General features: G+C 42.9%; 10 protein-coding genes. 5 read left to right on the plus strand and 5 right to left on the minus strand.

The genetic code is table 11. The features are described 5' to 3' along the window. Window positions 1–108: 108 nt before the first annotated feature. On the minus strand, window positions 109–630 hold the full coding sequence (locus HOL16_03880) for an AMP-binding protein (protein ID MBT5389833.1): 522 nt from the start codon (window positions 628–630) through the stop codon (window positions 109–111). Between the two features lie 25 nt (window positions 631–655). Between HOL16_03880 and HOL16_03885 the strand changes: the two genes are divergently transcribed. From HOL16_03885 to HOL16_03895, 3 genes are all read left to right on the plus strand, one after another. Next, a complete protein-coding gene (locus tag HOL16_03885) occupies window positions 656–1681 on the plus strand; it encodes an aromatic ring-hydroxylating dioxygenase subunit alpha (GenBank protein MBT5389834.1) in 1026 nt (341 codons plus the stop codon). A gap of 86 nt (window positions 1682–1767) precedes the next feature. Continuing rightward, window positions 1768–3033 carry a YihY family inner membrane protein gene (locus HOL16_03890; protein MBT5389835.1) on the plus strand — a complete coding sequence of 422 codons (1266 nt, stop codon included), beginning with the start codon at window positions 1768–1770 and terminating at the stop codon, window positions 3031–3033. Window positions 3034–3128: 95 nt separating this feature from the next. Continuing rightward, window positions 3129–4367, plus strand: coding sequence for a class I SAM-dependent methyltransferase (locus HOL16_03895; GenBank protein ID MBT5389836.1), 1239 nt, complete (start codon window positions 3129–3131; stop codon window positions 4365–4367). A gap of 68 nt (window positions 4368–4435) precedes the next feature. Here the strand turns inward: HOL16_03895 and HOL16_03900 are convergent, their stop codons facing one another. The 4 genes from HOL16_03900 to rplM form a co-directional block, all read right to left on the minus strand. Further along, window positions 4436–7165 (minus strand): hypothetical protein, encoded by a 2730-nt coding sequence (locus HOL16_03900; protein ID MBT5389837.1) that lies wholly within the window; start codon window positions 7163–7165, stop codon window positions 4436–4438. Between the two features lie 122 nt (window positions 7166–7287). Beyond that, entirely contained in the window at window positions 7288–8616 is a 1329-nt protein-coding gene (locus tag HOL16_03905) for a nucleotide sugar dehydrogenase (protein MBT5389838.1), read from the minus strand. A gap of 621 nt (window positions 8617–9237) precedes the next feature. Further along, window positions 9238–9750: a 30S ribosomal protein S9 gene (rpsI, locus tag HOL16_03910; GenBank protein ID MBT5389839.1), complete on the minus strand. Its 513-nt coding sequence runs from the start codon at window positions 9748–9750 to the stop codon at window positions 9238–9240. Then, window positions 9751–10215, minus strand: coding sequence for a 50S ribosomal protein L13 (rplM, locus tag HOL16_03915; protein MBT5389840.1), 465 nt, complete (start codon window positions 10213–10215; stop codon window positions 9751–9753). It lies immediately after the preceding gene. A gap of 271 nt (window positions 10216–10486) precedes the next feature. Here rplM and HOL16_03920 point away from each other — a divergent pair, with 271 nt between their 5' ends. Together HOL16_03920 and mmsB are read left to right on the plus strand one after the other, a co-directional pair. Continuing rightward, window positions 10487–11806: an MFS transporter gene (locus tag HOL16_03920; GenBank protein MBT5389841.1), complete on the plus strand. Its 1320-nt coding sequence runs from the start codon at window positions 10487–10489 to the stop codon at window positions 11804–11806. Between the two features lie 107 nt (window positions 11807–11913). Next, a complete protein-coding gene (gene mmsB / locus HOL16_03925; protein MBT5389842.1) occupies window positions 11914–12804 on the plus strand; it encodes a 3-hydroxyisobutyrate dehydrogenase in 891 nt (296 codons plus the stop codon). Window positions 12805–12935: the final 131 nt, after the last annotated feature.

A 12935-nucleotide genomic window follows, 5' to 3' on the forward strand; every position in this document is an offset into this window, starting at 1 on the left:
AACTCTCACCGAGTTAAAACACAACATATCCAAATATCTTTTTGGAACTCAAAAAAGTCCTGATATCGTTAAATCATATTTCCTAAAATCAGAGGTCTCTTACGCTGCTTAATGTAAACTGTTTGCTGGCCGGAGTAATATAGCCCCCAAACTCGTCGTCGCTAGCATGGCAACAATAGTCTCTGGCATATTGGGAAGATATCCAGCAACACGATCCCCTTTTTGAACACCCAATTCTTTCAGGGCTGCCGCACATTGGGAAACTTGCTCAAACAAGGATTTGAAAGTCATAGAACGTTTCACACGATCTTCCCCCCGAAAGATGATGACTGTTTCATCATCTCGCGGCCTTAAAAGATTCTCGGCAAAGTTAAGCCGTGCCTCAGGAAAAAAGCGGGATTTAAACATTTCTGAAGCCGGCTGAAAGGCCTTTTTCCCTTTGTCGCCAATTACACCGCAAAAGTCCCAAATAGCTTGCCAAAAGGTTTCTGGATTTTTTATTGACCAATCGTACAGATAGGAATAGCTTTCAGCATCGAATCCCCATTGGGAGCGCACAGTCTCCATAAAGGCTGTCATATTGGCTTGAGCCACTTGTTCTTGCGTGGGGGTCCATAATGGTTTTGGCATCCTTGATCCCTGTGAGGTAGTTTATATGTTTCTCTCTAATATTTGGTATTTTGCCCTTTCTGGCAAGTCCCTGAAATCTGGTGACATGACTTCCATCAAAATGTGCGGCCAACCAATTCTTTTGGGGCGCACGAAAGAAGGAACTCCCTTTGCTCTTCGAGACATTTGTCCCCATCGAGGCATTCCCCTCACCAGTGGGCGTTTTGATGGAAAAGAAGTAGAGTGCTGTTATCATGGCTGGCGTTTTAATGAAAAAGGAAAGTGCACCGAAATACCCTCTCTTGCGAAAGGCCAAGATTTTGATCTGAGCAAGATCAAAGTAAAGACCTATCCCTGTGAAGAAGTTCAAGGAAACATTTGGGTTTTCTTAGGGGATGAAAAAGCCAATCCAAAAGATATTCCCTTAGTCCCAAACATGATGGGTGCCGAAAATACGCCCAGACTTGCTTTTTCTCGCATATTTCCTTGTTCCACTGACCACGCTATTATCGGTCTCATGGACCCAGCCCACGGCCCTTACGTGCACCAATCGTGGTTTTGGCGTTCTAAAAAGTCTAGTCATGAAAAGCAAAAGCAGTTTGCCCCAGTCCCGAGAGGCTTTCAAATGTGCCGCCACCGCGCTTCAAAAAATTCCAAAGCCTATAAGTTATTAGGAGGCGTTCCAGAAACCGAGATTACTTTTACTTTGCCTGGCGTTCGTCGAGAACATATTCAAACGGGAAAACACAGTTTATGTAGCCTTACCACCATCACCCCCATTGATGAAAACACCAGCCAGATTCATCAGACTTTTTACTGGACTATGCCTTGGCTTGTCTTCTTTAAACCCCTCCTCACTTACATTGCAAAAACCTTTTTAGATCAGGATAGAGATGCCATCATAGCGCAGGGCAAAGGACTAGAGTATAACCCTCCTCTGATGCTTATCAATGATGCCGATACCCAGGCAAAATGGTACTTCCGTCTTAAAAAAGAACACGCCCTTGCCCAGGAAGAAAAGCGAGCCTTCAAAAATCCCGTTAAGGAATGCATCCTTCAATGGAAGAGCTGAATATTTTTAGCCCCAAAGTGCTTTAAGCGAACTTCGTTTGTGTCCAATCTCAAAAGAGAGTAAACTACCCTAAAACGTGGATACAAATGAAAAAGCTCAAGGACTATAACTTCCCCTTTCGAGATCTGTACAACTTCGTACTGTATCTCTACTTTAATTTTGACCGAAATAGATGCTTTATCACAGCGGCTGCTTTAAGTTATAACTCTTTGCTGGCTCTTATTCCCATGTTGGCAATCACCCTTGTCATGCTGACCAGCTTTAAGGTTTTTACGAAGTTTAGAGAGAACTTCACAAGCTTTATTATCGAACATTTGGTGCCTGATACCAGCCATATCATTGTGGAAAAAATAAATGACTTTTTGCTGAACATTCAGCATTTAACTGTTGTCGGAATCGCCTTTTTAATTATTTCACTTGTGTTTGTTTTTTCCACCATTGAAAGCGCCTTTAATGACATCTGGTGGGTTAGAAAGCCCCGAGCTATCGTAAAACGCGTTCTGGCCTTTTGGACAACCATCACATTGGGACCTCTTCTTGTCGCCATCGCCCTTCAATTTTCAGAACAGCTCTTTAGTCAATTAAGTGCCTATGGCATAAATCCAAATACTTTTATCTTTGACTTCATAGAAATACTGTTTCCAATCATATGTGTCACAGGATTCTTTACACTTATTTATTTTATTATTCCCCATTTCCCCGTTAGGCTAAAACACGCCTTCATAGGAGGAATCTTTAGTACTCTAATGTTTAGTGTTCTTCGATACATTTTTACAGCCTACACGGTCCAGTTTTCAACCTACAAATTCATATACGGAACCCTTTCATTTTTTCCATTCTTCATCATGTGGATGTACACGTTTTGGTTGATCGTTCTTATTGGCGCCATTATTACCGCTTGCCTTCCTGAATGGCATAATGTCAAAAACATTGCTAAAACCGAGCTAGAAAAACGACAGACAAAATTTCTCTATGCCCTTAATCTCCTCTTTATCCTATTTAAAGACTCTCAAACAGGCGGCCAAGGCGTAGAATATCAAGCCCTCATCAATCAAACAGGCATCGGAGGTATGGAGCTGGAAAACTTACTGAACGAGCTTCAAGAGGCCTCCTATACCGAGAGAACTGAAAAAGGGAGCTGGATTCTGAGCCACGACCCCGGTAATGCTTCTCTTTATGACATCTACCGGATCGTTGGAGGCGGAATCGTTGAAAGAGAAACTAACGGCACAAGTTTTCCCTGGGTTCAACACTATAAAAAAATTTCAAAAAGCATAGGGATTTCTGAAAAAAAGAATTTAAACCTGGACTTAAAAAGCTTCTTTTTGGGGAAAGACTCTCTGGAGGTATAAAAGTCATATTTGGAAAAGATCTTACATTTTCCCCGTTGCCCAGTTTAAGCCAAATCTATATGATCGAGTCGTAAAAAATAAACTGGGATGGGGAAATGCTCTTTCATATCGTACTCAAGAAATTAATCAAAATTGGAACTCTTCACGTCATTGACCCTGAAGGGAGGACACGCACTTTTTCAGGTAAACCGGGACCAGAAGCCACTATTCGCATCCACGATAAGTCACAGGATCTAAAGCTCTTTCTGAATCCTAGCCTCGGCGTGGGTGAAGCCTATATGGATGGCAAGCTTACCATTGAATCGGGTGGCCTCTACAACTTTCTAGATCTGTGCACAAGTAATGTTCAGCTCATGAAAAGTGAGCCCTTTGAAAAATTTAAAGCAACATATTTGTGGCCTCTCCAGCGGCTCTTGCAACAATCTAACCCCATATCACGCTCGCAGAAAAATGTAGCCCATCATTACGATTTAAGCGATGAGCTTTACAAAACGTTTCTGGATAAAGATATGCAGTATTCCTGCGGCTATTTTGAAACCCCAGATCATGATCTAGAAATTGCCCAAGAACATAAAAAACGCCACCTTGCCGCAAAGTTGCTGCTTAAGCCTGGCATGACAGTCCTGGATATTGGCTGTGGATGGGGCGGACTCGCTCTCTATCTCGCCAAACATTTCGATGTAAGTGTAACCGGACTTACCCTTTCAACGGAGCAACTTGCCGTTGCAAAGAGCCGAGCAAAGGAAGCTGGACTAGAGGATAAAGTTACTTTCCTTTTGCAAGACTATCGCAAAATTGAAGATAAATTTGAGCGCATTGTCTCAGTTGGCATGTTTGAACATGTGGGAGCTTCTCACTATAAAGAATATTTCGATCAAGTCCAAAATCTTTTGAAAGATGATGGCGTCAGCCTCATTCACTCTATCTTTCGTTCTGAACTGCCTGGTGTAACCTCACAATGGGCAAAAAAATATATATTTCCTGGCGGCTATTCCCCTGCTCTTTCAGAAGTGATGAAATCTATTGAGAAAACAGAGCTTGTTGTAAGTGACATGGAAACCTTACGCCTTCACTATGCGGAAACTTTAAAATCCTGGCGCATACGTTTTATAAAAAACTGGGATAAGGTCAAAGGAATTTACGACGAACGGTTTTGTCGCATGTGGCATTTTTACTTGGCTGGATGCGAAGCTGTCTTCCGCAACGAGAACTATATGGTCTTTCAGATTCAGCTTTGCAAGAAATTTGACACCGTCCCTATGACGCGAGATTATATTTTTGAAGCAGAAAACGAGGTCCGTCAAAAACGAGGACACCTCAAGACTGCCTCATAAATTAATGTACTTTTAAAAGGTCTCTCAAAGTGCCAGTAAGCAATACTCCAAAAATATTGGCAGGTGAATTAATGTGTTTTTTCTGCTGTTAAGGCATCAAACTCCGCATAAACACTTTCCTGCCAGTGCTCCTCTGTCGATTGTTGGGTTTCCTGAACTCGAAATGAACGGTACGGAAGCCCCTTATCGTATAAATGTTGAACGATGGTTCGGAATTGCACCTCGTTGATGGTGGGCACTATAAAAGAAACCTTGCGCGATGATTGTTTTTGAAAGAATCGCGCAACCTCTATAGATAGCCTTTCCATATCATTCCCCTCAACCGGCGTCATAAAATCGTTACAAAGGCTGAATTTGGTGCATTTCTTTGGTAAGGAATCTATGAGGAGTTGCAACATGTCTACGTGAACGACATTAACAGATAGGGAGTCTAACTCAGCCGGAAAGACTTTTGCTATCTGAGAAACAGAATCATGCTCAAGTGGAATCTCTATTTCCATGTGAAAAAGCCTTTTAAACCTTGGTAATATGGTCGATATAAACAGCTCAAGTTTATCCTGAAGAGCCTTGCTTATACGTATATTCGCAACTCGAGCTAATATCTCATCTGATAAGAGCTTTTCTTTATTGTTTTTCAATAACCACTCCAAAATTGGATTAGTTGGATTACTCGAAATCATTTCAGGATTCATTGTTAAGATTTCTTTTATCTGACGATCGGATAGGCCAGGGAGAGCTGCATCCATGAGAGGATAAATAATTTCGCGCGCTTCACGGTTTGAATCCCAATCGTTGAGTCTATGTAAATTAGATAAAACCCCCAAGGCAACCGTAAACAAGTGTTCAGAAGCTTGCGTTAAAACCGCCTTTAGAATTGCCAACTTGACACTACGGTCAAAAGAATCAACCCTTAATATAAATCTGTGAAGTTGCTCGTTAGTAACCATTGGGAGAAGCTGATCAAAAGCCTCTCTGCTCCCAACAAAAGGAGCTATCCGAAGAACACGGCTCTCATCGGAAACGTGAGACATGACTTCAGAAGACCAGGAATTTTCTGATGCTTTAATTGGGGTAAATTCTAGATGACCTATACTCATTGTAAGTCTTGCCACAGGACTTTCCCCACGCTTAACAATCAGCTGGCCATAGAAATCTTGTTCTTCAATAAAACTGTAACTATCCTCCACTAAAAGAGTAAGTTTTCCTGTTGGATCTAATACGTGCGCCAATCTTCCAAAGGCCTCTGTAAGCGCCTCATCTGTTTGCGAATCAAAAATCGACTTTGGTAAAATGTCATCTCCAAGTTCTAATAAGTACTTGAAGACATTCAGCATATTTAAAAAACCAGATTTAACTTCGTACAGCGGCGCTTCTTTTGGTTTCCAATAACGAATATTATGTTCTCCCCTATCATAGAGAATTTGTCCCCATGCATCTCTGGCACTTTGCAATAGAGCCTGCTCAAATCCCGGGAAACCATTAAAAAATCCTGTTGCCGGAGAGTCTGCCAATCCAGAAAAATCAAAGAAAATTTCTCCTGTTGGAGTGATTTTCCTTCGAAAAAGCATTAAGAGGTTCCGAAAAGAAGTTTCAACACAGTCTGCACAACTATTATTTTGGAATTTCGTTGTACCAAGTGAAATAGGGAAAAAATTGCTCATAATTCTTTCGTACCAAACAGCCGTTGGCATCTCACTTGTACCTAACTCAAAGAATGACTCAGGATTAGCGGTTAGCTCTTTGTTTAATGTGCTTCCTGTCTCAAAGGCGCTTCCTTGTTCCAATTTAAGTTCCGAAAATTGGGAACAACCTGTGAGGCCCAGATAGAACTCAGCAACATCTTCCACTCCCTTTGCTTTTTCCCAGAAAAATACGGTCAACAACTTTTGAATAAGATGTTCGTTTTGATCGACAGAATGAAGAGCCTGATCATGAATAGCATCAATCAATCGTACTAAAAATCGCCTCTTTCGCAAAATTTTTAAAGCGCGATGACCTTTGTTTCCTTCGTATCTGTCAGGGAGATAATCCTCTAAATCACCCTCATTCAACTTTAGAGTCGTGTATCGCACTTCTAATGACACTTTCAAACCTGTGGTTAAAGGAAATTTGGAGCCAAATATTTGAGAAATGTCTTCTCTGTCCTCCAAAGGAATATCCTCAAGACTAACTGTTTTCAGAATTTGGTCAAAAGATACTGCCAGTTCATGAAGCACTTCATAACGTTCGAAATCTTCATTTGATATGGATTGGAGTGTGACTTCTGCCGCTTTCGAGTTGCACTTTAATATGTCACCAATGCTTGATATGGACTTCTCCCTCCATTCATAATAGCCATTTACTAAGATGTGAGCCGAATAAGAACTTAACTTTTCAACCTCTCTAACTAATTGACCAATTCTCAAAGGAGACAGTTCTGCGACGGGATCAATTGCGCAGTTATTTACTCTGATTAAAAATTCTTCCTCACTAGGGAATAGGGTTTGTAATAGGCTTGCAAAAGCACTTTGTGGGAAGGGACAACCCTCTACACTTACGGTATGGCGATGTGGATAATACCCATTGAATAATTCGCCTATAAACATAATAGCTTTTAGCGAAAGTACGTGTTGCTTTATGGCAAGTCGTTGTGAAGGAAGCAGGTGATCTGGCAGCACTTCCTTTGTGTGTACAGATACAATCGATTGTACTTTTTCATCAGCATCTCTGTATAATAGTGAATCCGTTAGCGCATGTGCCACGGAAATTTTGCATAACATTAAAACCAGAATAAAAAACGTAAATTTCTTCATAGACATTTGAATCCAAACCTAAAAATACAATAAAAGTGTATGAAATATTTATGAATAGGTTTAAACCATCGAACTCGGCCACGTCAATATGATATTGTTACGTATTATCATCAGTGATTATGTATGCCCTATAAAGTCCAAAGATGGAAAGAATCACACAATTCTTTTTCTTTCCAGGTGCCTTTAATATCAACTAACAATCCACCTTCCCTTAAAAGACCATTGATAGTCTCAGATGGGAGATTACAATATTGATCATGGGGCACGGCAAGCAGCACGCAATCATAAGCATCGGAACTCTGTGATGAATGTGTTTGCCCAACCGCTTGTGCGGACTTACGTGACATCAAAGTTTCAGAAATCAATTCAATCCCATAATGCTCTTTGGCTTCTGCGGAAGCTGCATAGGCATCATGCACATCTGTTTTATGTCCAAATGACTCGAGTGTCTTGATAATGTCTATAACGCGCGTATTGCGCAAATCGGGAACGTTTTCTTTAAAGGTGAGGCCGAGGACTAAAATGCGACCACTCTTTCCATAGCTCAAAATGGATTTGAGTTTTTCATGCACTCTCTCGGCAATAAAGTGTCCCATGGAGTCATTAATACGGCGCCCCGATAGAATTACTTCCGGATTGTGTCCCAAGCCTTTAGCACTTTCGGCCAAATAGTACGGATCAACCCCTATGCAATGGCCCCCAACCAGCCCCGGCGTGAAGGGGAGAAAATTCCACTTAGTTTGGGCAGCAGCCAACACATCATGGATAGAGATATCCATTTTGTTGAAAATCATGGTAACTTCGTTGATGAAAGCGATATTAATATCCCGTTGGGCATTCTCAATCACTTTGGCTGCCTCAGCTGTACGAATATCTGCGGCACAAAAAACGTTTCCATTGTTCACTTTGCCGTACATATCTGCCAACAGCTTTGTCACCGCCGGTGTTTGTCCAGAGACGACTTTGGTCAGAGTATAGATATTATGATCCTTATCTCCGGGATTCATGCGCTCTGGAGAATATCCTAAATAAAAGTCCTCACCTGCCTTAAGTCCCGTTTCTTTTTCCAATATTGGGGCACAAAAATCTTCCGTAACCCCGGGATAGACAGTGCTTTCATAAACGACGATATTTCCCTTTTGCAGAACTTTGGAAATACTTTTAGAAGCGCGTTCGAGGGGCGTCAAATCCGGTTTATTCTGATCGGTCACAGGCGTCGGAACGGTGATAATAAATATATCTGAGCCTCTTAAGGCCTCCAGATCATCGGTCAGGGTTATGGTAGAATCCTGCAGGCCCTTTTTGGAGACCTCGTCAGTACGATCGATCCCTCGATTTAGCTCATCTATTCGGGCAGCATCAATATCAAAGCCCGTGACATCAAAATACTTGGCAAGAGCCACGGCCAATGGCAATCCGACATACCCAAGTCCAACAACAGCAATCTTATGACTCATAGTTCATCCCACATTCTAAACAAGAATTCCAAGAACTGGTATTGTGTAGCATATTGCCATTTCAAAAGGGAATAAAATATTTATGGGATGAGAAGGTTCCTGAGCGATGGATCCCGCGCTCATCCGTCTTCGCTTCCGTCTTCGCTACGCTATGACGGACAGGCCGCTATGACGTGATTTTGAACCTTCTCTGATTTCTGGAAGATGGATCCCGCGCTCATAAGGAATTCTAGGTCGCGCTTATCGCGCTCCAAGAATTCCTAATGGCCGGGAAGACGACTTTGGACATAATGGCCGAGAAAAAGGCTTGAGTCCTGATGGCTGAAGACGTTTTTGGTCCTGATTCTCAGAAGGCTTTGGTCGGATATCTCAGAGGGCTTGAATAATCAGAGTGTCCGTCATCTCGGAACCTAGGTACTCTTGACGAACCGGCGTCTTGAGCCGGTGAGGCCTAGAGTGACTTGGTATCGCGAGATCCAGGAAAAAGCGTGCCACAGACAAGGTGTAAGACTGGATCCCGCGCTCATAAGGAATTCTAGGGACGCGCCTACGGCTTGCCCATAATTCCTAATGGCCGGGAAGACGACCTGGGGCCGGGAAGACGAATACTCTGAAAAAAACCTAACGTTTGGAGAACTGGAAGCTACGACGTGCTTTGCGACGACCGTATTTCTTACGCTCAACCACACGACTGTCACGCGTTAAGAATCCGCCCGTTTTCAATGATGGCCTAAGCTCTGGCTCAAAGCAAACGAGTGCCTTACTGATACCATGGCGTACAGCTCCGGCTTGTCCCGAAAGCCCACCACCTTTAACGGTGCACATAACGTCAAAATGACCCTTGCGATTTACGATATCAAAAGGTTGCCCAATGAGCATTCGCAAAACAGGACGCGCAAAATAAACTCTGCTATCTTTCCCGTTTACTGTAACTTTACCTTTTCCAGGCTTAATCCATACCCTGGCAATGGCATTTTTTCTCTTTCCGGTCGCGTAAGAACGCCCCAAAGAATCCTTTTTGGGCTCAACAGGCTTTGACTCCGCAGATTTTTTTTCTGTCGTCTTCTGCTCTGGAGCTGCGATTCCTTCGGTTACCTTTTTCAATCCAGCAAGATCTGTCTTTTCTGCAGCCATCTATGCGCTCCTCTTGTTCTTTGGATTCATCTTTGCAATGTCTAATACTGTAGGCTTTTGAGCCTCATGGGGATGCTTTTCTCCAGCATATACGTATAGATTCTTCATCTGCTGCCGTCCAAGAGGACCCCTCGGAATCATTCTTTGAACAGCTTTTTGAATCACACGTTCAGGAAACTTACCCTCGAGAATCTCACCAGCAGTTTTCTGCTTAATTCCGCCAGGAAATCCTGTATGACGATAGTAGATTTTATCAGAAAGCTTTTTACCGGTGAGCCCCACCTTTTCAGCATTGATTATAATCACGTAATCCCCACAATCCATATGAGGCGTATACTCAGGCTTTGTTTTTCCACGAAGCATATTGGCAACCAACGACGCCATTCGCCCCAAAATAATTTCTCTCGCATCAATAATGTACCACTTCTTATCGATCTCAGAAGCTTTCATCGAATAGGTTTTCATGAAGCACCTACTATCCTTATGTTTCATCCAATGAGTATGCTTCTACTGAACAGTAAGACTGGTGTCAATAAAAATCGCTCCCTTCCATATTTTATGCCAGTCCCAAGAGAGGTATCATAATACCTCCGCCTCTTAAGGGCCCGATATTGCCCCTTTCTCACAGGAAAAAAAATCGCTCCCCAATTAAATTTCCCTTTTGATTAGAGGGCACAACTATCGTATAGTCAAAGGTGAATTGGAGGCGAAACTTCCTGTATAAAAGGTATAAAAAATGTTTAAAAAATTTCATCTTCTCAGGAAATTAAAGAAGAGCGAATTTTTGCAACTTGTTTTACCCACAGTTTCCCCACTTGTTAGCCTCGGTGCCATCAGTATTGGAACCGGTTTTTTAATGACACTGCTAACGGTGCGCATGGAAATGATGGGAGCTTCCACGTTCGAGATAGCCCTTCTTTCTACTACCTACTATGGCGGATTTGTTCTAGGCTCATTTAGATCTGAACCCTTTTTGGTGCGTGTCGGACATATCAGAGCCTACGCTGTTTTTGGGGCAATTACAGCTATCGTGGCTATGCTTCATGGTCTCTTTCTGAATCCATGGTCCTGGATCGTGCTTAGATTCATCGGAGGTTATTGCCTAGCAGGCCTCTATATTGTGATAGAAAGCTGGTTGCTGATAAAAAGCGCTCCTAGCACACGAGGACGAATTCTGTCTTTTTACATGATCAGCCTTTATGCCTCCCAGTCCTTGGGACAACTGTTCCTGAGACTCAGCGACATGGAAACTCTTATGCCATTTTGCATTATTACTATTTTTTGCTCTCTCTCGATTATTCCTCTGTCCATGACAAAGGTGAAGTCTCCTATTTTCGAAAAAACCTCTCTTCTAACCATTGGGACCATGTTCAAAATCTCACCTTCTAGCGTTCTAGGAAGTTTAGTATCGGGCATGATCCTGGGCTCCCTATACGGCCTTTTCCCATCATTCCTTCACGATGTGGGATCCAATGTGGATCAAATTGCCATTTTAATGAGTATCGTCATTTTTGGCGGTATGCTCCTTCAGTACCCCATCGGTCTTATGTCTGATCTCTTTGAGAAACGAAGTGTCATGACAGTTATCTGCATTTTATTAAGCCTTTCATGTATTTTGATTATGGCCTCTGCCTACACACATCAACTATTTTTCACCTTTTCCACATTTCTATTTGGAGGATTCGCTTTTGTGCTATACCCACTCAGCATTACCTTTGCCTGTGACACAGTAAAGCCTGATGACATCGTTGCTACGACCGGAACCCTATTTTTGGCCTATGGTATCGGAGCAACCGTTGGTCCTTTCCTCTATGGCGTCGGGGCAAGGCTTGCTCCTTACTTCCCAGAGGCCTTAGTGAGATTCATGTCCCCCATTGGACTATTCGTATACATTGGGCTTCTTTCCGCAGCCTTGGGCATCTTCATTTTTTGGAGACGAGCTATGTTACCCGCTGTCTCAGCAGATGACCAAGCAAACTTCGTCGCCATGCCACGCTCTACACCCGTCGTCAGTGAATTCGATCCTCGCATCGAAGAAGGCCTTGAGAAAGAATAGGCATTGAGGCCCGAGACTCTCTACAAAACCACGAACTTCCCAATTGTTTTTCCCCCTATATTGAGTCACAATAAGCCTAGGGAGTTACTGTTTTCAAAACGTGGGAGATGGCAACGATGCAAAAAGAAATAGGCTTCATTGGAATCGGGCATATGGGTTTTCCTATGGCCAAAAACCTCCTGAACAGTGGCTATAAGGTCCATGTCTTCGACCTAGCTGAGAGCGCCCTTGATGCCATTGAAAAAGAAGGCGCCGTTAAAGCATCTTCTGTAGCTGAAGTCGCCGAAAAATGCACCACTATCCTGAGTATTCTTCCTGAAGGCCCCCATGTTCGAAGCGTCTACTTAGGAGACGAAGGTTTAATCGCCCATGCCAAGCCCCATAGTTTTTTCATGGAATGCTCTACCATTGGCGTAGAGACTTCTAAACTTGTCCACATCAAAACAAAATCCGCTGGCCATCGCATGGTGGATGCCCCTGTCTCTGGTGGCGTTGGTGGCGCAAAAGCAGGCACTTTGACCTTTATGGTCGGCGGCTCTGACAAAGACTTTCAAGAAGCCTTTCCTATCTTTGATATTCTGGGCAAAAATATCATCCACACGGGGGGAGATGGCATGGGTCAGGTGGCCAAAACCTGCAATAATCTATTGCTGGGTATTTCCATGATTGGAACGTGCGAGGCCTTTGCCTTGGGGAAAAAACTCGGCATCGATCCTCAACGCCTCTTCGAAGTTATTTCCCAGTCTTCGGGCCAATGCTGGTCTGTCACCAGTTATTGCCCCGAACCAGGACTCGTCGAAGCCGCCCCCTCTAATCGTGATTATGAGCCAGGATTTACGGCTGCCATGATGCTGAAAGACCTAAAATTAGCCGAGGCCGCAGCCTCCCTTGCAAAAGCCAATATCCCCATAGGCGATAAGGCCATCGAACTTTACGAGAAGTTCTGCAAAGACGGTTTCGACGGCAAAGATTTCTCAGGAATAATTGAAGAGTTGTAGTGAAAAGGGTTGATTCCCATTTTTAAACCACCAAAGTGCAATCTTTCACAAATTATCCCTTTAAAAACAACCAACTAAAATTTATTTTAAAAAATTAACTAAATTTTAACCTTTTTATTCACATAATTAAT

The organism is Alphaproteobacteria bacterium (assembly GCA_018662925.1).
Lineage (GTDB): Bacteria > Pseudomonadota > Alphaproteobacteria > 16-39-46 > JABJFC01 > JABJFC01.